General features: G+C 57.3%; 19 protein-coding genes. 17 read left to right on the top strand and 2 right to left on the bottom strand.

Translation table 11 applies throughout. The annotated features are described in order from the left end of the window. Positions 1–2 precede the first annotated feature (2 nt). The 17 genes from HY010_18385 (at position 3) to HY010_18305 (ending at position 20,677) form a co-directional block, all read left to right on the top strand. Positions 3–1,361 (top strand): class II D-tagatose-bisphosphate aldolase, non-catalytic subunit, encoded by a 1,359-nt coding sequence (locus tag HY010_18385; GenBank protein ID MBI3477706.1) that lies wholly within the window; start codon positions 3–5, stop codon positions 1,359–1,361. A gap of 40 nt (positions 1,362–1,401) precedes the next feature. Next, positions 1,402–3,489: an alpha-galactosidase gene (locus HY010_18380; GenBank protein ID MBI3477705.1), complete on the top strand. Its 2,088-nt coding sequence runs from the start codon at positions 1,402–1,404 to the stop codon at positions 3,487–3,489. A gap of 226 nt (positions 3,490–3,715) precedes the next feature. Further along, the gene (locus HY010_18375; protein ID MBI3477704.1) at positions 3,716–4,318 is read left to right on the top strand and encodes a hypothetical protein; all 603 of its coding nucleotides are present in this window, start codon (positions 3,716–3,718) and stop codon (positions 4,316–4,318) included. Between the two features lie 417 nt (positions 4,319–4,735). Next, the gene (locus tag HY010_18370; protein MBI3477703.1) at positions 4,736–5,302 is read left to right on the top strand and encodes a sigma-70 family RNA polymerase sigma factor; all 567 of its coding nucleotides are present in this window, start codon (positions 4,736–4,738) and stop codon (positions 5,300–5,302) included. Positions 5,303–5,309: 7 nt separating this feature from the next. Continuing rightward, positions 5,310–8,054, top strand: coding sequence for a protein kinase (locus HY010_18365; protein MBI3477702.1), 2,745 nt, complete (start codon positions 5,310–5,312; stop codon positions 8,052–8,054). 84 nt (positions 8,055–8,138) lie between these two features. Next, positions 8,139–10,886 (top strand): serine/threonine protein kinase, encoded by a 2,748-nt coding sequence (locus HY010_18360; protein MBI3477701.1) that lies wholly within the window; start codon positions 8,139–8,141, stop codon positions 10,884–10,886. A 214-nt stretch (positions 10,887–11,100) separates the two neighbouring features. After that, a complete protein-coding gene (locus tag HY010_18355; GenBank protein ID MBI3477700.1) occupies positions 11,101–11,874 on the top strand; it encodes an isoprenylcysteine carboxylmethyltransferase family protein in 774 nt (257 codons plus the stop codon). A gap of 473 nt (positions 11,875–12,347) precedes the next feature. Next, positions 12,348–12,770 carry a hypothetical protein gene (locus tag HY010_18350; GenBank protein ID MBI3477699.1) on the top strand — a complete coding sequence of 141 codons (423 nt, stop codon included), beginning with the start codon at positions 12,348–12,350 and terminating at the stop codon, positions 12,768–12,770. Between the two features lie 44 nt (positions 12,771–12,814). Beyond that, positions 12,815–13,354: a hypothetical protein gene (locus tag HY010_18345; protein ID MBI3477698.1), complete on the top strand. Its 540-nt coding sequence runs from the start codon at positions 12,815–12,817 to the stop codon at positions 13,352–13,354. A gap of 210 nt (positions 13,355–13,564) precedes the next feature. Further along, positions 13,565–14,440, top strand: a complete 876-nt coding sequence (locus HY010_18340) for a hypothetical protein (protein MBI3477697.1) — start codon at positions 13,565–13,567, stop codon at positions 14,438–14,440. A 333-nt stretch (positions 14,441–14,773) separates the two neighbouring features. Further along, positions 14,774–15,298, top strand: a complete 525-nt coding sequence (locus tag HY010_18335) for a DinB family protein (GenBank protein ID MBI3477696.1) — start codon at positions 14,774–14,776, stop codon at positions 15,296–15,298. Positions 15,299–15,487: 189 nt separating this feature from the next. Beyond that, on the top strand, positions 15,488–15,724 hold the full coding sequence (locus HY010_18330; protein MBI3477695.1) for a hypothetical protein: 237 nt from the start codon (positions 15,488–15,490) through the stop codon (positions 15,722–15,724). Between the two features lie 134 nt (positions 15,725–15,858). Next, positions 15,859–18,354: a glycoside hydrolase family 3 C-terminal domain-containing protein gene (locus HY010_18325; protein ID MBI3477694.1), complete on the top strand. Its 2,496-nt coding sequence runs from the start codon at positions 15,859–15,861 to the stop codon at positions 18,352–18,354. Between the two features lie 111 nt (positions 18,355–18,465). Next, complete coding sequence (locus HY010_18320) at positions 18,466–18,849, top strand: hypothetical protein (GenBank protein MBI3477693.1); 384 nt, start codon at positions 18,466–18,468, stop codon at positions 18,847–18,849. 119 nt (positions 18,850–18,968) lie between these two features. Then, positions 18,969–19,181 (top strand): hypothetical protein, encoded by a 213-nt coding sequence (locus tag HY010_18315; protein MBI3477692.1) that lies wholly within the window; start codon positions 18,969–18,971, stop codon positions 19,179–19,181. A 341-nt stretch (positions 19,182–19,522) separates the two neighbouring features. After that, positions 19,523–19,780 (top strand): hypothetical protein, encoded by a 258-nt coding sequence (locus tag HY010_18310; GenBank protein ID MBI3477691.1) that lies wholly within the window; start codon positions 19,523–19,525, stop codon positions 19,778–19,780. A gap of 123 nt (positions 19,781–19,903) precedes the next feature. After that, positions 19,904–20,677 (top strand): rRNA pseudouridine synthase, encoded by a 774-nt coding sequence (locus HY010_18305; protein ID MBI3477690.1) that lies wholly within the window; start codon positions 19,904–19,906, stop codon positions 20,675–20,677. Between the two features lie 155 nt (positions 20,678–20,832). Here HY010_18305 and HY010_18300 read toward each other — a convergent pair whose 3' ends face one another. Beyond that, complete coding sequence (locus HY010_18300) at positions 20,833–21,375, bottom strand: NUDIX domain-containing protein (protein ID MBI3477689.1); 543 nt, start codon at positions 21,373–21,375, stop codon at positions 20,833–20,835. 14 nt (positions 21,376–21,389) lie between these two features. After that, the gene (locus HY010_18295) at positions 21,390–22,808 is read right to left on the bottom strand and encodes an aminotransferase class V-fold PLP-dependent enzyme (protein ID MBI3477688.1); all 1,419 of its coding nucleotides are present in this window, start codon (positions 22,806–22,808) and stop codon (positions 21,390–21,392) included. Positions 22,809–22,936: the final 128 nt, after the last annotated feature.

The raw sequence follows: 22,936 nt of genomic DNA, 5'->3' as shown, positions 1-22,936 counted from the left end.
GGTTGAGCAGGGAGATCACTTTCACGAATATTGAAAAGCAGGACCAGAACGCGCATAGCCTCGATCCGAGCGCTCGGCTTCAGGATGTATTGCGCCGCAATCGAGAGTCGAAAAAAGGCGGCGTATACGCCGTCTGTTCCGCCCACCCGCAAGTGATCGCGGCGGCGATCCAGCAATCCATCGAGGACGGGACGGTTTTGCACGTCGAGTCGACTTCGAGCCAGGTAAACCAATTTGGCGGCTACACTGGGCAGACTCCTGAGAAGTTCGCGCAGTGGATCCGGGGCGTCGCCGCACGCGCTGGATTGCCTTCCGAACGGGTCTTGCTGGGCGGAGACCATCTCGGTCCTTTTCCGTGGCGAAACGAAACCGCAAATTCTGCAATGGAGAAGGCCTGCGAACTTGTGCGCCAGTGCGTGCTCAGCGGATATCACAAGATTCATCTCGATGCGAGCATGGCCTGCGCCGATGATGGAGAAGCGGGCTTACAAGAACAAGTCGTCGCGGAGCGAGCCGCTATCCTGTGTGAAGTTGCGGAAAAGGCAACTCGCGAACTGCCGCCAGGTTCTCCCCGTGTCGTCTACGTGATCGGAACCGAAGTGCCCGCCCCGGGCGGCGAGTTGCTTGAAGCACATGCTCCAGAGACAACCAAAGTTGAGGACGTCCATCGAACTCTGGAGATTTTCCAACGCGCGTTTACGGAACGGAATTTGGCTTCCGCCTGGGAAAGGGTAGTCGGGCTGGTCGTGCAGCCCGGAGTCGAGTTCGGCTCGGATGTGGTGTTCGCCTACGATCGTGCGAAGACGCGATCCTTGTCCGCGGCGCTATCAACCCACTCCGGTGTCGTTTACGAAGCGCATTCTACGGATTACCAATCTCCGACAGGTCTCGAACAGCTGGTGCAGGACCACTTCGCAATTCTTAAAGTGGGCCCCTGGTTGACGTTTGCATATCGAGAGGCGGTCCTGGCTTTGACCGCAATCGAGCACGAGTTGTTGGCAACGCGGTCTTCACGCCGGCCATCGCGAGTGCGCGAAGCATTGGAAAAAGCAATGTTGCGCAACCCCATTCATTGGCGATCGTATTATCGCGGCAGCGAAGAAGAGATAAGCCGGCAGTTGATTTATAGCTACAGTGATCGCTGCCGATATTATTGGAACGAGCCCTCGGTTCAGGAAGAGATTGGCCGGCTCATGGGCAATCTCGCCGTGCAGGCGATTCCCCCAACCCTGGTGAGCCAGTTTCTGCCTTTGGAGTATGAAGCGATACGAAGCGGACAACTTCAGGCCAATCCTGAAATGCTGATCCGTAACCATGTGCGCGAAGTGCTGCGCGTTTACGCCAGAGCCTGCGCAGGTTGAGGTTGCGACTGACATAAAATCGGATGGACCGGACAAAATCATGACGAATACGCGTTACTTCATTTCTGTAGTCATTCTTGCAGTATTGCCAATGGGCGTCCGATCCACAGTACAACCCAATCAGTCGGCTGCGGGCGCCAAGCCGGTCGCTGGTGAATCCCCGTATATCCAAAGCCAAAGCCTCCGTATCGAGTTTGAAAAGAACATGCGCAGCCGCGTGGTTGCGCGGTTGAAGGGCAAGGAAGTTCCCTTAGGCGCGTTCTCGGCATCAGAGACGGTCCAGGGAAAGGACAGTTCCTGGGGCAACTTCGCGCTGGAGTCGCAGGCGCACGAGCGCATCACCGACGGCTTTGGTGGTGGAGAGAAGCTTACTCTGACTGGCGCGTCCGGCTCGCTTCGCAAGATTCTGGCAGTCACGATTTATGACGAATTTCCAAGCCTTGCCGTCTTTGATGTCAGTTACACCAATACTGGGAAATCGCCGCTGCAGGTTCTCGGCTGGAGCAACAACGCTTACAAAATTGATGCAGAGCGCAACGCTGCCCCGATTGCATTTTGGTCGTTCCAGAGCGCTTCGTTTGAGCGCCGTCCGAACTGGATACTCCCGCTCCACACCGGCTTCGTTCAGCAGAACTATCTCGGCATGAATGCCAGCGACTACGGTGGCGGTACGCCGATCATCGATGTGTGGCGGAGAGACGTGGGGATTGGCGTGGGCCACGTTGAGCCGGGGCCGCGTTTGGTGTCCCTGCCAGTTTCCATGCCCAACGCGCGCCAGGCTCAAGTGGGTGTGCAGTATCGCCACGACCAATCCCTGCAACCCGGCGACAGCTTCCACACGTTTCGCACGTTCGTGACCGTACACGAGGGCGACTACTTCCAGACGCTCCTTACATACCGCGGATACATGTCGAAACTCGGTTTCCACATGGCATCAACTCCAGACGACGGCTTCGGAGCAATCTGGTGCGCCTGGGGATATGGGCGTAACTTCCAACCGCAACAGGTTTACGACACGCTCCCCACAGTCAAAAGGATGGGATTCAAGTGGGTGACACTCGACGATGGTTGGCAGAATAATTACGGCGACTGGCAACTCGATCCCAAGAAGTTTCCTCGCGGAGATGCCGACATCAAGGCGATGGTGAATCGCATTCACCAGGAGGGATTCAAAGCACAACTTTGGTGGTCGCCGCTGAGCGCGGTCCCGAATTCCAAGTTGCTCCTGGATGAACCTGATCTTGCCTTGAAGAACAAAGATGGATCGAGGCGAAAAATTTCGTGGTGGAATTCCTATTATCTCTGCCCCGCTCAGCCTCGCGTGGTGGAATATCACAAAGAACTAGTGCGCAAGATACTGGTCGATTGGGGATTTGACGGCCTCAAACTCGATGGCCAGCACATGAATGGCGTTCCGGCCTGTTATAACCCGGCTCACCATCACCAGCGCCCCGAGGAGTCGGTCGAGGCTTTGCCGAACTTTTTCCGCGATATCTACGATGCCGCACAAAAAGCCAAGCCCGGATCACTCGTGGAGTTCTGTCCTTGCGGTACCTCGTTCTCTTTCTTCACCATGCCGCATTTCAATATGTCGGTTGCTTCCGATCCGGGAAGCTCATACCAGGTTCGTTCCAAGGGCAAGACACTCAAAGGGCTCATGGGAGATGACATCCCTTACTTTGGCGATCACGTTGAGCTGAGCGATGGTCACGACGATTTTGCTTCCACGTTGGGCGTGGGAGGAGTAGTTGGCACGCAGTTTGTGCTGCCCGCTCTAGTGAAGAAGCACGGCCGATTTGATCTCACGCCGGACCACGCGAAGACTTTTCAGAAGTGGATGGATATTTATCGCGACAAAGGCCTGTCGCGCGGCCAATATCTTGGCACGCTCTACGATATCGGTTTTGATCTGCCCGAAACGCACGTCATCCGCAAAGACCGCAAGATGTACTACGCGTTCTTTGCCAGCAATTGGAAAGGCAACGTGGAACTGCGCGGCCTCAACGATCGTTCGTATCACGTCGTGGACTACGTCGACGGCAAGGACTACGGAATTGTTCGCGGTCCGGTCGCGAAGCTATCCGTGAGCTTCTCCAAACACCTGCTGCTGGAAGCAACACCACAGTAGGTGGTCGCAACAATTCGTAGGTTGCGTCAAACCACTCGAAGAAGCGAAGGCCGCCTGTTTCCAGTCAAGCCTCTCGAGCCTCCAGAATGTCCGCATGAGCCTGTCGTTTTTTTGTGGCTGATTCCGATATCTCAAACAGCGGGGAGTCGGATTGACGGTCGACATGGGTATCGTCCCGTGTCTGCCGAAACCTCGTGCAATTCATGTTGGTCTGGAGGCTTCCACAATGAAAGTCAAGAAATTCGCGACACATTTCGCGATCGGTGCCCTCGTTTTCATCGGCGTTTCGTCCTCGAACGCGCTGGCACAAGACGTCCACTCACACAACACGATGCAGCAAAGTGAAATGAGCGCGAAACAGAAGAGTCAGGCCAGCGCCCTGATCAAGCTCGTGCGGCAATCGACCGCGCGTTTTCAGGATGTGACCGTGGCGGAACACGAAGGGTACGCCCTGCAATTCGGTTGCGTGAGCGGTGATACCGAGGGCGCGATGGGCTTGCACTATGTGAACGGTGGTCTGGTGGGAGGCGGCGTGATCGATCCTACTCGTCCGCAGATTGTGATCTACGAACCAACGCCCAACGGCGGACTCCGCTTGATTGGCGCCGATTACCTCGTGCTCGTCGACACATGGAATTCCGATCCGAAGCATACTTCTCCGCCAGAGTTGATGGGACAACTCTTTCATCTGTTCGATGCTCCCAATCGTTTCGGACTTCCCCCGTTCTACACGCTGCATGTCTGGGCATGGAAGGACAATCCAAACGGAGCGTTCGTGAACTGGCACCCCAATGTTTCCTGTGAGACGTTCGCTCCCCAGGCCCAGTAGTCAGTACTTGAAGCGATCGTCGGACGGACGAATGTTGGACTGAGAATAATTGCCCTTTCGGTCTGCTACAGGCTGGAAGGGCTTTTTTCCTGCTGGATAGCTTTTGCAACGTGGGCTCGATCGAAAACGCAGCCCGATTTGTCTTTTGTTCGCTGCGCAATAAATTACGTTTGGGTGACAAATGTGTGACAAATCGTGAATCGCAGGCCGCTACACTAACTTTCGTTGGAACTTTCCCACCCAACAACTAGGACAGATGTTCCCTCAACCGAGGCGAACGCTGCTTTGGCCCACTGCACCATCGCGTAGGCCGATTTCCAAAAAAAGTCACCTTATGTTCGAGGTGGCTCATCTCATTTCCAAGCCTCGCGCTGCGGCTTACGGCAGAGAGGGGCCTTAGTAAAGGGGGAGTACTGCGTGGCGTCTACAGGTTTTGCTTTCAGTAACATCGCCGAGCGAGGCGACAATTCATCAACAGATGTTTTGTTTAGTACTTTGTATTCCGAGTTGCATCGGATGGCGAAACGCGAGCTGGCGCGGCAATGGGGTCCGCCAAGTCTGAGTGTTACCACTCTGCTGCATGAAGCCTATCTGGACATTTCCGGACGCGATGGCGCGTCCTTTCCGGATCAGGCTCGCTTCATGGGATATGCTGCACGAGTGATGCGCGGATTGATCATCGATCATGCACGCCGCCGCACCGCCACCAAACGTGGTGGAGAGTTCGAGATTACATCGCTTGAAATCGATGTTGCGGACGATTTCGCCGACGCCAGGCAACTCTCCTCGATCAGCGATTCGCTGGATGAACTGGCGAGGATCGAGCCTGAACTTGCGGAGGTAGTGGATCTGAAGTTCTTCTGCGGATTTTCTTTCGCCGAAATCGGCGCTCTGCACAAGGTGTCGGAGCGGACCGTGCAGAGACAATGGGAAAAGGCGCGCATCTATCTCCACCGCAGCATTCGTGCGGACCTGCCTATTTGAGAATCTGATGCCCGCACTCGATCAAGATCAATGGCTGGCGCTGAGTCCTTATCTGGACGAAGCGCTGGCCATGACAGAGGAACAACGTTTCAGTTGGCTCTCGGCGTTACGCGTCCAGAATGCCAGCCTGGCGGCCCAGCTTGAGATCGTCTTCCGGGACTATCGCGCACTCTCGGGGGAAGGTTTCCTGGAGAAGGGCTCCGTTGGATTGCCGGCGAAGACGGGCTTGGCCGGGCAGTCGATTGGCGTGTACACGTTGGTGACACAAATCGGCCAGGGTGGCATGGGCAGCGTCTGGCTCGCGAAAAGGAACGACGGAAGGTTCGAGCGACAGGTGGCGGTGAAGTTCCTGAACCTCGCTCTGGTCGGCAAGGACGGCGAGGAGCGATTCAGACGGGAGGGGAACATCCTGGCTCGCCTGGCACATCCGCACATCGCGGAATTGATCGATGCCGGTGTGACCCGCGCAGGGCAGCCTTATATCATTCTCGAACACATCGAAGGGGATCGCATCGATCACTACTGCGATCACCACGCGCTCGGAGTGGAAGCGCGGATTCGTCTGTTTATTGATGTCCTCAGCGCGGTTTCCCACGCGCATGCCAACCTGATTGTGCATCGCGATCTCAAGCCCCTGAATGTGCTGGTTAGCAACGATGGGCAAGCGAAGCTACTCGATTTTGGCATTGCGAAGTTACTGGAGGTCGAGGGACAACCGGCCGGGACCGAGCTTACGGTCGACGGCGTGCGAGCGATGACGCCTGCTTGCGCCGCGCCTGAACAGCTGCGCGGCGAGCCCATCACAACCGCTACCGACGTCTACGCGTTGGGCGTTTTACTCTATGTGTTGCTGACGGGCCATCATCCTGCGGGGAACGGACCACACACAGCGGCAGATCTGGTCAAGGCGATCGTGGATACCGAACCGGTCCGGCCTTCGGAGTCCGTGACCTGCATAGACGAAAGTGCTGAGGTCCCGGTTCAGAATGCCTCACGCCGGCGCACGAATCCTCACAAGCTCAGCCGCTTGCTGCGAGGCGATCTCGACACAATCATCACGAAGGCGATCAAGAAGGAACCCTCCGAGCGATATTCGTCGGCGACGGCGATGGCGGACGACCTTCGGCGTTACCTGAGAAATGAACCGATCAGCGCGCGCCCCGACGCGATTGTGTATCGCACCCGCAAATTTGTGCGACGCCATCGAACGGCAGTGCTGCTGACAACGTTGGCGATCGCAGCCTCTATCGCGGGTGTAGCGGGAACACTCATGGAGTCGCGCAAGGCGCGCGCGCAACGCGACTTCGCGCTCCGTCAACTTGCGCGCTCAGAATCCATCAACGACCTGGATAACTTCCTGCTTGCGGATGCGGCGCCTTCCGGCAAGAGATTTACCGTGAATGAACTGCTGGGGCGCGCGAAGCACATCGTGGAACGGCAGTCCAGCATGGGCGCAGCCAATCGGGCGGAGTTGCTCACTTCCATCGGTCACAAGTATGTGGGGCAGGACGAGGACGGCAAAGCCGGCAGCATCCTTGAACAGGCGTACCAGGTTTCACGTGGACTCAAGGATCCATCGGCTCGAGCGTCGGCTGCATGTGCTTTGGCGTCGGCACTGGCGCATAGCGACTTGCCCCGCGCGGAAGCGCTGATCCAGGAAGGGCTACGCGAGCTTCCAGAGAACGATCCTCAGTTCGCGCTCGACCGCATCGATTGCCTGCTCGATGCAAGCGGGGTCTCACGCGAAGCCGGCGCTACCCAGGAAGCCATCGCGCGCAGTCAGGAGGCGCGGAACCTGCTTTCTGTATCGCCCCTGCGATCGGAGATCTCGGATTTGCGTGTCCAGATGAGCTTGGCAGAATCGTATCGCGTGGCCGGTCAGTTTCGCGATTCGATTTCCGCTTTCCAGAATGCTTCCGCACTCATGACGGCCCTCGGACGCGATGACACCGAGACTGCCGGCACAATGTTCAATAACTGGGCCCTCGCACTGCAACTCGCGGGCCGGCCGCTTGAAGCCGCAAAACTCTTTCGCCGCGCCATCGATATCAGTAGCGCCGACCAGTTGCAAGAAGGCGTTTCACCCATGCTGCTGCTCAACTACGCTCGCGCACTGCGGGAACTGGGACGCCGCGAGGAGGCAGCGGACTACGCGGAGCGCGCCTATGCGAAGGGAAAGCAATCGGGCAACCAGGTGGTGGTCAATCAGTCGCTCCTGATGCGAGCTCGAATCTATCGCGACCAGGGCAAGCTGGCACGCGCGGAAGCCATGTTGTCGGAAGTGGAACCGAGACTGCGGAAAGCGCTTCCTCCCGGCCATCTTGCGTTTGCGGCGCTCGCTACAGAGCATTCGCTCCTGGCGCGCGCACGCGGGGATTTGCCGGCTGCTCGGCAGTTCGTCGATCAGGCGCAGGCAATTTCCGAAGCGTCCATCAAGGCTGGGCGTGGAGGAGAAGACTACCTGGGGTTGCTGCTGGTCCCCCGGTCGGATATCGAACGCGAATCAGGTCAAACCGACGACGCAGCCGCGGACGCAGACAGAGCGTTGCACATTCTGCAAAAATCCGTGGAGACCGGAACGTTCTCGAGCGTTCTCGGCCATGCTTACTACTCGCGGGGACTCGCTCTGCGCGCGCAGGGAAAACCCGGCGAAGCTCGCGCCGCCTTTCGTTCCGCGCTGGAAAACCTGCAAAGCACATTGGGTCCGGATCATCCCGACACCCACAACGCCCGGCAGATGGCCGATCTTTAATAGTGGTCGTCGTCGCCTGCTTAGCCTAGGTTCCGCTGAGACCGCGATGTCGCAGCACGCGCCGCTTGCAGTACAGAGGATTCAATGGGTAATGAAATTCCCGATCAATGGCAGACGCTGAGTCCTTACCTGGACCAGGCGCTGGAAAAAACGGACGAAGAACGATTGGCTTGGCTGTCGGATATTCGTGCCGAGAACTCCGCTCTTGCGGAGCAATTGGAAATCCTCTTCCACGAGTACCGCTCCTTGTGCGACGAAGGCTTTCTCGATCGCGATGCTTCGAGTCTGCCGGTAGAAACCGGGCTTGCTGGCAAAACGCTGGGTGACTACACGCTGTTGTCCCCGCTCGGTCAGGGTGGCATGGGCAGCGTGTGGCTCGCAGAACGGAATGACGGCCGTTTCGAGCGGCGAGTGGCGGTGAAGTTTCTGAACCTCGCGTTCATGGGAAAGGCCGGTGAAGCGCGGTTCAAACGGGAAGGCCGGATCTTGGCGTTGCTCGTTCATCCCAATATCGCGGAACTGGTCGATGCAGGAGTCTCGCAGGCTGGACAGCCTTACCTGATCCTCGAGCACATTGAGGGTGAGCACATCGATGGCTATTGCGACCTGCATAAACTCGCCGTCGACGCGCGAATCCGGCTCTTCCTCGATGTGCTCGCAGCGGTAGCTCACGCGCACGCCAACCTCGTTGTGCACCGCGATATCAAGCCCTCAAACGTGCTGGTACGCAATGACGGCCAGGTAAAGCTGCTCGATTTTGGCATCGCGAAGTTGTTGGAAGGTGTGAGCCTTGCGGGAAGCAAGACCATGACTGCGGAAGGCGTGCGCGCGTTGACGCCCGAATGCGCGGCTCCGGAACAGCTGCGCGGCGGCCCCATCACGACAGCCACAGACGTCTATGCCTTGGGTGTGTTGCTCTATGGATTGCTAACCGGGCAGCATCCCTCTGGCTCGGATTCGAAAACGCCGGCAGACATCGTGAAGGCGATTGTGGATACGGAGGCGGGGCGGCCTTCCGATGCCGTGATCTCGGGAACGAACTCTGAACTGACGACTGCCACGGCTGCGAAACGGACCACGACTCCCGACAGGCTCCAACGGATGCTGCGCGGAGACCTCGACACCATCATCGCCAAGGCGCTGAAGAAAGATCCAGCCGAACGTTATCCGTCAGTGACCGCCCTGGCAGATGACCTGCGGCGCTACCTCCGTCACGCACCGATCAGCGCTCGCCCAGATTCGCTAGCCTATCGAACTGCCAAGTTCGTACGCCGGCACCGGACAGCGGTCGTACTCGCGAGCGTCGCGGTTGTGGCGACGGCGGGGGGATTGGTTGGTACATGGATCCAAGCGAGGACGGCGCGCGTGCAGCGTGATTTCGCACTTCACCAACTCTCCCGCGCGGAGCGACTCAACGATCTGAACGATATCCTGCTGACTGACGTCGCGCCGCAGGGAAAGGCCCTCACGCCCAATGAGCTGATCGAACGCGAGGAGCATATCGTCGAGCGCGAACACTACGAAAATGCCGCGAATCATGTTGAGTTGTTGATTTCGATCGGCGATCAATACTCGAGTGAAGCCGAGAACACCAAGGGTCTGCGCGTGCTTCAAGAGGCCTATCAACTTTCCCGCGGGCTGACAGAAAAGTCCGTGCGAGCGAAAGCCTCGTGCGCGTTAGCTGGCCAGATGGTCAGCGTCGGTGATTTGGAACGCGCTGAAGCGCTCTTTCAGGAAGGCTTCCGCGAGCTGCCAGAGGAACTGCAGTTTGGCTCCGACCGCGTGTATTGCCTGGCCTACGGAAGCGAGATCGCCTACGGTAGGGGCCGCTCAGAGCAAGCCGTGGAGCGAGCTCAGTCGGCGGTGCGGATTGTGAAGGAGTCGCCTGCCCATTCTCCCGTCGAAGAACTCACTGCCATGATCCAGCTTGCGGGCGCGTACGGAGGTACCGGCCAGTTTCGAGAATCGAACGCCACGTTTGAACGAGCTTCGGTCCTGATGATGAATCTCGGGTACGACGAAACGCAAAAGGCGGCGAAGTTGTTCAATGACTGGGGCGTCGTCCTGTTTTATGCGGGACGGCCCCTGGAGGCGGAAAAGGCCTACCGGCACGCGATCGACGTTGGCAGAACCAATCAGACCGAAGACGCCGTTCCACCAACCTTGTTGTACAACTATTCTCTCGTTCTTCGCGATTTGCGACGCCTTCCTGAAGCGGCTGATTACGCGGACCGCGCCTACGCCAAAGCTCGTCAGGCCCGCGACGCAGTGCTGATCGACAAGTTGGTTCTGCAGCAGGGGCGCATTTACCGGGATCGGCGGGATTTCAAGCGCGCGACTGCAGCCTTTGCACAGGTGGAACAGAAATATCGTCGCCTTCTGCCTCCCGAGCACATCGCGCTCGCAGCCATCGCCTCCGATCAGGCTCTTCTGGCGCAGACGATGGGGGATTTTTCTTCCGCATTGCAGTTGGCGGATCATGCCGTAACGATTGATGAAGCCGCGATCAAGTCGGGCGGACAGGGAGCGACGCTATTGCCCACTCTGTTCGTCCGCCGCTCGTCGATTCAACTCGATCTGCAACGGCCCCAGCAGGCCGCATCTGATTCGGCCAAGGCCTTGGAACTTCTGCGACCCATTACCGAACAGGGAACGTTCTCCTGTATAGCCGGCCGCGCCTACCTGACCTTGGGCCATGCGCTGCAGTCGCAGGGCAAAATCGAGGAAGCTCGGTCCGCCTTTCGCTCGGCATTCGAACATCTGGAAAGTACTCTCGGCCCAGATCATCCCGACACACGTAGTGCTCGCGATCTCGCAGACTCCCACACATGACATTTGTTAGCCGGTGCCTGCCTTCAAGTTTTTTTCTTGGGGCTGTCGTCTTTTGCCCTCCGTTTCCGATTCCACAAGTAGAGATCACTTCTTCGGACTGTTCATGTCCAACCCGAGAAGTGTTTCCGGAAGGAATCTTCACGCGGACGGCCGCGCTAGGCAGGGAACCTGCGCAGCTGTCCACGTCAGATCCTTCCGTCAGGAGAATCGAACTATGAGACGTGCATTTTCACTGTTATATGGGTCGATCGCGTATGGACTATTTTTGTTCTCGTTTATCTACGCCATATTGTTTATCGGCAATATCGCAGTTCCAAAAACAATTGACAGCGGCCCGGAATCGCCGCTGCTGGCGGCACTTGCCATCAACGCCGTTCTTCTAACCCTGTTCGCGGCTCAACACAGCATCATGGCCCGACAAGGTTTTAAGCGAGCGTGGACAAGAATCATTCCCAAACACCTGGAGCGTCCCACGTATGTGCTGGCCGCCACGCTGTTGTTGATGTTGCTGCTCTGGCAGTGGCGTTCTATTCCGCAATTAGTCTGGGAACTGCACGGCGTCGCCGCCGCCTTGCTGACGATCGCGTTCTGGCTGGGATGGGTGCTCCTTTTCACCAGCACATTCCTGATCAACCATTTTGAACTATTTGGACTGCAGCAGGTGTGGGGACACTTCCGCGGCAAGCAGTATGGCGGCGCAAAATTTCGCACGCCCATCCTGTACCGGATCGTGCGTCACCCGCTCTACCTCGGATTTATCATTGCGTTCTGGTCTGCTCCCCGGATGAGCGTTGGACATCTGTTTTTTGCGGCCGCCTGCACGGGATACATCCTGCTGGGAATATTTCTGGAGGAGCGAGACCTGATGACGGAACACGGCGAGTCCTACCGAAGCTATCGCAAACAAGTGCCGATGCTGATTCCGTTACCGAAGATATCGAACGCGAGCCTGGCGGGAGCTAGCGAGGGTGGCGCCAAGACCAAGTAAGTTCCTTCCCGGGGATCAGCGAATTTAAAACTGGCCGCCGCGCACATCGACGGCGGTCCCGTGGATAAGCACAACCGGCCTCGTCTGAGGCCGGTTTTTTCACACCCTGGTAGGTTTGCTCTTCAGCAATCCGACGATGCGCCCTTACTCAGGGCTGCATCGCGTGCCTGATCGATCTCTTAGAACAGACTGACGTCGAATTGCACAAAAAACGTGCTGCCGGGTGTCGTCTTTTCCCTCGCCGTTCCGATATCCCAAGTAGAGATCAAACGCTTAGCCGCTCGCGTCGAACTGGAAGGCGAGGTCGGCGGCTGAGCGTTCCGGCGGCACAAGAAGACTCTGAACGCCAGTGTTGGATATCTCGATCCCAGGGGCTTGGGTGCCCGTGCAGAACTCCCCCAGCTCGTAATGCGCGGCCAAGCTCCTGGAATCCGGAGATCGGTTACCGGTGTTTACCACAATTAGGAGGAAGTATGAAACATCTTGTTACTCGTACTTTGGCATCACTCACTCTCGCTGTGATGGGACTGGCGGTAGCAGCCCCGGCGCAGACGACTCACAACCTGAAAGTGAATGTTCCGTTTGAATTCCAATTCGGCTCGCAGACGTTTCCGGCTGGTCAGTACACATTCACCCAGCCCGAACAAAATGTAATGGTGCTGCGCGATGCGCGTGGACGCGCTGTCGCCCAGGCTCTCACGGCAGGAATCGAATCGCGCGCTACTTTCAATGAGTCAAAGCTGAAGTTCGCGACCGCGGATGGAATGCACATTCTGTCCGAGGTATGGGACGGCAGCGATACCGGCCAGCAGCTTACGCACGTCAAGGAGCAGGTCGTCATGGCGAAGCGTCGCTCGACCGATTCTCGCGAGGCGGCGGAAGGAAGCCAACCGTAACAACGTTGCTCGGTACTTAGTTAGATCAGTCAGGAGAAGAGTGAATGAGCTCCGTACGTACTGTGGCTAACCCGGCTGCGTTGAATGGACATATTGAGGAAGTGGTCCATTCAGCGCAGCACGAATTAATTCAGCTTCTACGCCAGCGGTCTGAACTCATGAAACGCATCGGGACCGTGAAACAGACTCTCGTCTATCTCGAGAAAGTCTTTGGTGACGAAGTACTGACTCCAGAGGTGCTGCATTTGTTGGGACGCATCCCGGCCCGCAAGCAGCCCGGACTCACGCGGGGCTGTCGCGCGGTTTTGATGGAGTCAACGACGCCTCTGGAAGCGCGTCAAGGATTACGGGAAATGCAACGCCGATTCCCGGGTCTGATCGAACATCACAAGACTCCGCTTGCGTCGGTGACGACCGTATTCAATCGTCTGGTCGCGTCCGGAGAGGTAAGGGCGTTTTCCAACGGCAAGGGACGCCGGGTCTGGGAGTGGATCGCCGAGTCCCGGAACGCCGCCGACCTCATCCTCGCATCGACTGCTGAAGAAGATCAGGCGACACCAGAACAGTTGGCGACGAAACAATGAATGGCCTCTGCTGGCAAGAATATTCCGGCCCATAAGGGGCCGGTTTTATTTTGTCGTCTTTTGTCTCCGGGTTTCGATATCTCAAATAGTACCCCGCTTGGCCCACCGCACTGGCGCGGACGCCTGGGAGGGATGTTCGCGCCAGATTTGGGTTCAGGAAGGGGGCGTTCTCGTCACTTCTTCCGCAACGACTAATTTCCAGGAGATTCTATGAAGAAACTCATCATCGCCATCATTGTTCCCATTCTCTGTTCGTTCAGCTTCGCTCAATTTCCGGGCGTAAAACGAGTCCATTCAGCAGTCAGCCCCCGACAGCAGGCAGCGGCCGGATTGGCGCAAAAGAGCGCCTCACAATCCAGGTTTCATAGTCCGACGGCCACCGGCGCATGTTCCTTCACCTTTACCTCGGGCACAAACCTCAGCTTTTTGAAATATTGCGTGACCGCGAATGGCAACATCACGCAACTGGAAACTCCTGAAGGCCAGGAACACATCAACGTTGGGCCCGACGGTATCAACGGTGAGGGGTACGGCATCTGTGACTTCGATGCCAACGTTGAATATGACGACTACGCGGAGTTTGGGGATACCGGTAATTGGAATTCTCCGGTCGTGATCAGCCAAAGCGCGAAGATGCTCAAGATCGCGCGTACGACCGCGGACGGCGCATGGACGTTAACCCAAACCATTTCCCAGATCGCCGGCGGGTCGCCGTCGGTCAAGATCGTGATGGCGCTGAAGAACAACGCGAAAGTAACGAAAACAGCATTGCTGCTCCGTTACGCGGACGTGGATGCGGATGGCCTTTTTGCCAACAATCTGGATGCGACTCTTGGAAGCGCGTTCGCCTGGAATTCGATCAGCTTCAACAATCCGTTCGGATTGGTATTGCAGAATGTTGGGACACCGCAGGCCGGATTGCTGACGGGATTTGTCCAAGCGGGTCCGGGTGGGCCGTCACCCTGCAACATCCAGAGCGCCGACGGTCCGCTGGTAGACACCGATGGATCGGTGGCCATGGGGTACGGCCTTAGGGTTCCACCTGGGGCGTCGAAGACCGTGACGGTCGCTTATAAGGGTTTGTAAAACGTCGACCGCCGGCCCCGCAAGGGGTTGGCGTGTGAAAGCGACTAGAGGTAGCGTCTATCTCCCAACGGAAGGATGCTCAACGTATGTCTATGAGTCTCGATCAACAGATTGAGGAATTGGTGCAGATGGTTGCCGGGCGCCTGGATCTTTGTCCGGTGATGAGCAACGGACTCCGCTGTATCCTGCCGGCAAATCATTTGCCTGCGGAGGAGCACGAATTTAGGATTGAATTCCATCCGTCGACCGAAGCGCCGAGTTGCAGGGAGGATGAGAATGGAAGCTCCACCGTCGCGAGAACCGAATACCGTTGAGCCGGAAGGCCCGCGGTCGCTGCGCGTCATCGAAAAGCCGAAGAAGACGGAGTATCCGGCATACGCTGACATCTACATCGATCTCCTGCCCGGCGACGGACTTGTCCTGCGGCATCTGCAGGACAACCTGAAATCCACGACGGTGTTTCTCGCATCGATTCCAAAAGCTCGCCTGATGCATCGCTATGCCGAAGGGAAATGGACGATCAAAGAAATCGTCGGACATGTTGTCGACGATGAACGCATTTACGCTTACCGGGCTCTGCGCTTTGCCCGTAACGATGCTATCGAGCTTCCTGGATTTGACCAAGACCTCTTTGCGCGGTATTCAGGCGCGAATGACCGCGACATGACTGATCTCCTCTCCGAATTTGTGAGCGTGCGGCAATCGACTATCGCCCTGTTTAACAGCCTCGATGACGCGGCACTCATGAGGACGGGCGTCGCTGACGGAAATCGCGTGAGCGTGCGCGCCCTTGCCTATCACATCGCCGGCCACGAACTGCGGCACGTGGACATCATCAAACAGCGTTATCTGAAATAGGTCTCGATCACTTCCCGTTCCCGCCGAGCCACGGCCCGCCAGTTGTAATCAGAGTTTTACCTCCTCGGAAGATGTCGCTTTTGCCCTTCCTTTTTCGATCTTCCTAGTAGAGGCCCGGTCCTCAGCAGCAGCAATTGTGCTGACGATAGCGGCCCTCTATTCCACCTCAGAAACAAAAAGGATCTACCGATGAATGGCATCGATCAAGTAACGCGAATCTACAGTGACAAGGATGCACTCGAGAACATCGTGATGCATGCTTTTGAAATGCCTTCCGTATTTCGCAAGGCGCTTCTACTCTGCGACCTGCGAGGGTTCTCGGTTGATGAGGCCGCTGCCATTCTCGGTATCAGTTCTACCGCCGTGACGTTGCGTCTTGAACGGGCACGCCGTGAGTTGAACGTACGGTTGGCGGTCGCTTCCTAGTCTGCACCTCCAGGAAACAATCGGATTGCGGCAGGGGAACACGCAACTTCCCCTACAATCATCCCATGTCGCTATCCTTGCCAACTTCGTACAGCAGGAATTCGCTACGCGCATCTTTCGGTTTCCTGATCATCATGTCCTCTTGTATGACGGCCGCAGCGCAGAATGCCGGCGCCGCATCGCAGCAGGTTCATCCCAACCTCTGGCCTGTCGGTCATTCCAGCGTCAAGCAAGATCGCGCCATGGAGGATCGTATTGCTGACCTGCTCTCCCGCATGAGCATTGAGGAAAAAGTGGGACAGGTCATCCAACCGGAGTTTAAGTCCATCACACCGGACGATGTCCGCAAGTATCACATTGGCTCGATCGAGAATGGGGGCGGCTCCGTGCCGGGGGGCAATAAACACGCCTCGGTCGCGGATTGGGTGAACCTTATAGAGCCCTATTACGAGGCATCGGTTGATCCCAAGGCGCACACCGTTGTGATCCCTCTGATCTGGGCGTCCGATGCCGTTCATGGTCACAACAACGTCTTCGGGGCGACAGTGTTTCCGCACAATATTGGTTTGGGCGCGGCGAATGATCCGGACTTGCTGCGACGGATCGGCGCGGTTACGGCTGCCGAAGTGCGTGCAACCGGCATGGACTGGACTTTCTCGCCAACGATCGCAGTCGCGCGCGATGACCGCTGGGGACGCTCCTACGAAAGCTACAGCGAAGATCCCAAGATTGTTGCCGATTACGCCCGCGCCGTAGTCGAGGGGCTTGAAGGCACGGACAAGGCTTTCCTCAATCAGGACCACGTCATTGCAACCGCCAAACACTTTCTTGGAGACGGCTCGACCGATGGTGGCCGTGATCAGGGCGACAGTCTAGCGACGGAGGCTGACCTGGCGCGCCTGCACGGCGCCGGTTACAAGACTGCAATTGATGCCGGCGTGCAATCCATCATGGCGTCTTACAACAGCTGGCACGGCGTCAAGATGCACGCCAGTAAGGGGCTGCTGACCGACGTATTGAAAGATCACATGGGATTCGACGGTATGATCATGGGCGATTGGCTGGCCCAAGGTCAGATACCCGGCTGTACGAATTCAGATTGCGCGATCACATTCAATGCGGGGCTCGACATCTTTAACCAGCCGCAGGATTTCAAACTGATGCACGCCAACCTGGTGCGTGACGTTAAGGCGGGCGTGATCCCGATGAGCCGTCTCGATGATGCAGTGCGGCGCATCTTGCGCGTCAAGTTGCGGGCTGGCGTATTTGATGAACCAGCGCCGAAAGACCGGCCCAATATGTTCAAGGGCGTCGGATCGCCCGAGCATCGGGCCATTGCGCGCGAGGCAGTACGCAAGTCCCTGGTGTTGCTGAAGAACAATGGTCCGGAAAATAGAAAGCCGGTGTTGCCCATCGACGCTGGAGCACGCATTTTAGTAATCGGTGATGGCGCCGACAGCGTCGCCATGCAATCCGGGGGGTGGACGTTGTCATGGCAGGGCAACGACAACGGTCCCGGCGATTTCCCCGGCGCGACGTCAATCTACAAAGGCATCGCCGATGCTGCGCATGTTGGCGGCGGTGAAGCCGTTCTCAGTGCGGATGGTAGTTTCACGCAAAGGCCGGATGTCGCCATCGTGGTTTTCGGCGAGACGCCTTATGCCGAGTTCCAGGGGGACCAGACCGATGTTGCTTTGCATCACGACAACGTTGAAAGTCTGGAGTTAATTAAGAAGCTGAAGTCACTAGGAATTCCCGTGGTGTCTGTGCTGTTGTCGGGGCGGCCTCTTTATATCAATCCCCAAATTAACGCCTCCGACGCCGTGGTCGCGGCCTGGCTGCCCGGGTCCGAAGGTGAAGGCGTCGCCGATGTGCTGCTTGCCGATGCCAAGGGGCAAGCACGCTACGATTTCCAGGGACGACTCGCCTTTTCATGGCCGAAGCGCCCGGATCAGACGCCGCTCAATGTCGGTGATGCCCAGTACGATCCACAATTTGCTTATGGCTTTGGCCTGAGCTACTCGCGGCCGGCGAAAACTCCAATCCTGGATGAGGTCGCAATTACCACGCGCTTCGGCGAACGAAATGTTTATATCACCAAAGGCGAATCGTGGAACGGCTACAGCATGAGCATCGGCGACCACAATGCGCCGCACATGGACTACGTCGGCACGACCACGACTCTCTATGGCAATGCCTCGCTGACGCTCAGTCCCGCCGGCGACAAGAGTCTCCACCTGGTCTGGAACGGCAAGTCGAGAGCATGGTTTGAGGTTGCGGCGAAGACGCCAACCGATATCAGTCGCGAGGCGAATGGCGCGATGATGCTGGCGGTGACTCTGACGCTCAACATTACGGTTCCACCCTCGGAACGCAAAGGCGCGGTTAAAATGGGCCTTGGCTCTGCGTTGCTCGACATTACGAAGAATCTGTCCGACCGTCCCTCAGGATCGCTGCAGAAGATCGCAGTGCCTCTGTCATGTTTTACGAAACCACATCATGCCGATGGTCAGGACTTGAGCCGCACCCCGTCAGTCCTGCGGATCGAAAGCGATGTGCCACTCGATGTCGACTTGATCGACGTGCGGTTGATTGAAGCACAGGGACCTTCCACGTGCCCGTCGGAATAACTAAGGAGCTATGAAACCGGCTTACCCGGTGCTACGTAACGCTTTTGAAGTATTGTCCGGGCCAATTGCGCCCGGTAGTTTGTGTCGCAGCCCTAAAGGAGGACGGTGGCTATGAATTTCAAGAAGGCAGGGAAGCTCGCGCTTGCCATAGTTTTGGCAAGCGGTGTTCTGGCACTGGGGAGTGAAGGCGGCAAATCGATCACTGTCAAAGGCTACGTTCTGGATTCGGCGTGTGCCTTCACCAAGGACTTAAAGAAGCCAATCAGCGGCGAGTGTGCCACCGCGTGTGCAAAGGCGGGTTCTCCTCTGGTGATCCTGGGAGATGGCGGCACGATCTATTGGCCCATTTCCGATGCAACGCCATCCAGCGGACAGAATGACAAACTGTTGCCGTTTGCCGGACAGAAAGTCACGGCGAGCGGAAAAGTGTTTGCCCGCGGCGGGTCGAGCGCCCTGGTCATCGAGAAGATCGAAGCGCAAGCCGATCAGAAATAGACTCTTCGCTAAGGTTGGTTACCCGCAATAACCTTCAGCATAAGTGTGCCATTTTTTACCCGAAAGTCGCACACCCAATGCCCCGAAGCATCGCTGGAGTTAGGGACTACACTAAGCTTGTGAGACATTACACAACCGAACCGATGAATGGCGGCATCACGTTCAAGTGCGTTTCCTGCGAGCACAGCGTGAGCACGCTGGATTATGACACCGCGAATGGCAACCGGCGCACGCAAGCGGCAAAAGCGATGAATCAGCATTCTGCTGAGTCGCATATCCCTTCCTCGCGACCGGCTTCGATGCCTTTCTCCGATGGCCGCAACCGGTATTGATCGTCACGCCTGAAGTGGCGCTCGGTGCCACGCCAGCGCGACTTTGGCGTCCTGGCGGGCGAGATTGGATGTCACGATGGTAGCGCCGAATACTCTTACTCCCAAACAAGTCATGACGGTTCGATGCCCAGTATGCCTGGCTTTGCCCAGAGAGCAATGCAAACTCAGCACAGGCAAGCCTTGCGTGAAGACTCACATGGACCGGCGCCTGCTCGCAGCAAAGATGACGCGAGATGAGAATTTCGGCCAGGCGGCGGTGCGCGTTGTGAAAAATGCGACGACTCGTACCATGGAAATCTTCTTCTCCCAACGGTAGTTTCTCGCCAGGAAATGGGGACCTTATGCTGGATATCCGAAGCAAGCCTCACAGCCTGACTTTCTTTCAGATTCACAAGAACGGCCAAGCCGTCGAGGGAGACAGTTATCCCACTCTCGAGCAGGCGTCTGCCGCGCTCGAACGGGCTGGGCAGGGCGGAGAAGTCACAGAAGTGGACGCAACCGACCGGGTTACCCGGCGCTATACGTTGGAAGAATCACGAGCGGCCGCGCGAAAATTCCGCCACGACACCCACGCTACCGGCCACCAAGGCTACGAATAGGATCGCCACATCCGCTCCGCAATATCCGCGCGTTCTTCGCAGGCGTTTCCAGTCGTGGTTCCAACCGAACTGATTCGCATCGTCCCCATTTAGCATAGGTGCGTGCAGAAGCCGAGGACAGGTCTGGCGCGCGCTCTATCGAAGATGGGTTATTGCTCGCGTTCGCAAGCCGCCGCTTTGATCAAGTCGGGGCGTGTGACGCTGAACGGACGCCTCGTCCGCGATCCCGAGACGCCATCGCGGGTCGAGCACGATCACATCGCGGTGGACGGCGCGCCGGTCGAAAAACGGGCAAGAATCTACTTGATGATGAACAAGCCTCGCGGCCTGGTCACGACCGCGTCCGATGAGGAAGGGCGCGCGACAGTTTACGACCTGCTCAAATCAATCGATACAGCGTCTCCGGATTGGGTGGGCCCGGTGGGACGGCTCGACAAGGCCAGCGAAGGCCTCTTGCTGTTCACGAATGACTCGAAGTGGGCAGCGCAGATCACCGATCCAGATAGCCACCTGCAGAAGTGCTATCACGTGCAAGTCGATTGTGTTGCGGGAAACGAATTGCTCACCCGGATCCGGCGGGGCGTCAGCGCAGGAGGTGAGCGCCTGAGCGTGAAGTCGGTGGGCATCCTGCGCGCCGGGAGCAAGAACAGCTGGCTGGAGATTCATCTCGACGAAGGCAGGAATCGCCACATTCGTCGTTTGCTGGATGGTCTGGGCATGCATGTCTTACGGTTATTGCGAACATCGATTGGTCCGCTGGAGCTGGGCGAACTGAAGAAAGGTATGGTGCGCCGTCTGACCAGCGCAGAGAAAAGAATGATCGACGAGGCGTTGGAAGTAGGGGAGGGATTGGTATCCGCCAAAAGCAACAGGCGCGTGCCGAAGAATGTGGGGTGAGGATGGCGACGGCACGCGCCCTATTAAGTTGAATACAGGTTAGCTTTTGGCAAGACCAATGTCAATGTAAATCTTTTGTATTCAATGCGTTACGGGTTTATTTGGATCACTCTTTCATGCTTCCCGCAAGTGCGTGGATCACACTTCCACGTGATCTACGTTTTCAGCTTCCGGCGGGAAGGCGAGGTGGCCTTTTCAGGGGTGAGACCGTGCTTTTGATGATAGTCTTGAGCCATGCGAAGGACTTTCCGTTCGTTGCTGTACATCAGGTGACGCGCCGCTTCGAGCAGAGGAGTCCAGACCGCTCGTTTCACTTCCACGCGCATCGCGGCCGTGACATCGTCGATTTCTCCTGAGATATAACCCAGCACGTAGAACGTCACGATTTTGAAAACCTTTTCGCCATCCCCCCAATTACGGACATAGACATACCTGGTATCCGCAAGTTTTGCGATGATCTGCGCGACAATGCCGGTTTCTTCGTGGACCTCGCGAACTGCGGTGACGGGAGCCGTTTCGCCGGGATCGACCAATCCCTTAGGAAGGGCGAGAGTGGCTTTGGTGCGTTTGCGAGGGGACTTTGCAGTGGCTGCACCCTCTTTTTCGGAGGATTCTCTTTGCGGTTCAATCAGCGCGACATGCCATACGCCCTCGATTTCTCGCAGCACCACGCCGCCGGCTGAGATTTCGCGAACCATGTCGCCCCAAGGTATCAGGATTTTCCGAGTTGCGTTGCTGCTTGTTGAATCCGTTGCCAGGCTCGTTCCACATGGCGCGCCTGGGTCTGTGTTTGTCCAATGCAGATCCGCAGCGTCAACTTGTTGTCGAGCCGGGTGTGCGTCAGATATAAATCCCCGCTTTGATTCAGTTGGTCCATTAGCTTCTGGTTATCGGCGTCTGCCGAGCGCAGACGGAAGCAGATCAGGTTCAGCGGGACTGGCGCGGCCAGTTCAAAACGTGGATCACTTCGCACCCAACGGGCGAACAGTTGCCCGAGGCGGATGTGTTCACGAACATGTTGCTGCAATCCCTCGATTCCGTAGTGCCGGATCACAAACCACAGTTTGAGCGAGCGGAAACGGCGCCCAAGTGGGATTTGCCAGTCGCGATAGTCGATCACGGCGCCCGATTCGGTGGCCTGGTTGCGGAGATATTCAGGCAACACGGACAGAGTCTGAATCAGGTGCTTGCGGTCGGCGACGTAGAAGCAATCGCAGTCAAAGTTGGTGAGCATCCACTTGTGAGGATTGAAGCAATAGCTGTCGGCAAATTCCATGCCATCGTGCAGGAAGCGGAACTCGGGACACAGCGCAGCGGTCCCACTCATGGCGGAATCCACATGCAGCCACAGATTGTGCTCGCGACAAATCGCGCCAATTTCGCGAACGGGGTCAATCGCGTTCGACGACGTCGTGCCCACCGTTGCGCAGACAAAGCAGGGAAGCAGGCCAGCCTTCTTGTCGTCTTCGATTTGACGAGCGAGCGCATCGGGACGCATCGCGAAGTTCTTGTCGACTTCAATGGCACGGAGGTTTTCAGAGCCAAGGCCCGCTATTTTCACAGCCTTCTCAACTGACGAGTGGGTCTGCGTCGATGCGTACGCGACCAGCCTTCCATCACAGCCGCGGCGGTTGCTGGCATACTGCGTCGCACGTTCTCGAGCAGCAAGCACCGCGCATAGGGACGCGCTCGAGGCGGCATCCTGAATCACGCCGCCGCCCGTATTCGAAGACAGAAATTTGTCCGGCAGACCGAGCATGGGGACGAGCCAGTCGAGAACGTGCGTTTCCAGTTCGGTGCAGGCAGGGCTGGTCGACCAAAGCATGCCCTGAATACCGAGTCCCGTGGAGAGGAGGTCGCCCAGGATGGCTGGCCCTGACGTGCTGGTCGGGAAATAGGCATAAAAATTCGGCGACTGCCAATGCGTGATCCCGGGAAGAATGATGTTCTCGATGTCGGCAAACATCTTTTCGAACGGTTCGCCCTGCTGGGGCGGGGACGGAGGCAACTTGGCGCGGATTTCGCCGGGTTTCACGCGAGAGAGCACCGGGAAGGACTCGACGCGCGCATAGTAGTCGGCGATCCAGTCGACCATCGCGTGACCGTGCCGGCGGAATTCTTCGGGAGTCATGTGGGAAGGCATAAATTCGTAATGTGGTTAATAGTAATTTGGAATCGAAACCGAGCTTTCATCCTGAGCGAAGCGAAGGACCTGCTTTCTTCGGCGCGCGAAGGAAAATCAGATCCTTCGCTCGTCCT

The sequence above is a fragment of the Acidobacteriota bacterium genome (assembly GCA_016196065.1).
Taxonomy (GTDB): Bacteria; Acidobacteriota; Terriglobia; order Terriglobales; family Acidobacteriaceae; genus Acidiflorens.
This window is presented reverse-complemented; position numbering and strand designations above follow the sequence as displayed.

Coding starts and splice junctions, on each gene's coding strand:
- HY010_18380 (MBI3477705.1), top strand. CDS start 1,402: ATGACGAATACGCGTTACTTCATTTCTGTAGTCATTCTTGCAGTATTG.
- HY010_18375 (MBI3477704.1), top strand. CDS start 3,716: ATGAAAGTCAAGAAATTCGCGACACATTTCGCGATCGGTGCCCTCGTT.
- HY010_18365 (MBI3477702.1), top strand. CDS start 5,310: ATGCCCGCACTCGATCAAGATCAATGGCTGGCGCTGAGTCCTTATCTG.
- HY010_18360 (MBI3477701.1), top strand. CDS start 8,139: ATGGGTAATGAAATTCCCGATCAATGGCAGACGCTGAGTCCTTACCTG.
- HY010_18355 (MBI3477700.1), top strand. CDS start 11,101: ATGAGACGTGCATTTTCACTGTTATATGGGTCGATCGCGTATGGACTA.
- HY010_18350 (MBI3477699.1), top strand. CDS start 12,348: ATGAAACATCTTGTTACTCGTACTTTGGCATCACTCACTCTCGCTGTG.
- HY010_18345 (MBI3477698.1), top strand. CDS start 12,815: ATGAGCTCCGTACGTACTGTGGCTAACCCGGCTGCGTTGAATGGACAT.
- HY010_18340 (MBI3477697.1), top strand. CDS start 13,565: ATGAAGAAACTCATCATCGCCATCATTGTTCCCATTCTCTGTTCGTTC.
- HY010_18330 (MBI3477695.1), top strand. CDS start 15,488: ATGAATGGCATCGATCAAGTAACGCGAATCTACAGTGACAAGGATGCA.
- HY010_18325 (MBI3477694.1), top strand. CDS start 15,859: ATGTCCTCTTGTATGACGGCCGCAGCGCAGAATGCCGGCGCCGCATCG.
- HY010_18320 (MBI3477693.1), top strand. CDS start 18,466: ATGAATTTCAAGAAGGCAGGGAAGCTCGCGCTTGCCATAGTTTTGGCA.
- HY010_18310 (MBI3477691.1), top strand. CDS start 19,523: ATGCTGGATATCCGAAGCAAGCCTCACAGCCTGACTTTCTTTCAGATT.
- HY010_18300 (MBI3477689.1), bottom strand. CDS start 21,375: ATGGTTCGCGAAATCTCAGCCGGCGGCGTGGTGCTGCGAGAAATCGAG.
- HY010_18295 (MBI3477688.1), bottom strand. CDS start 22,808: ATGACTCCCGAAGAATTCCGCCGGCACGGTCACGCGATGGTCGACTGG.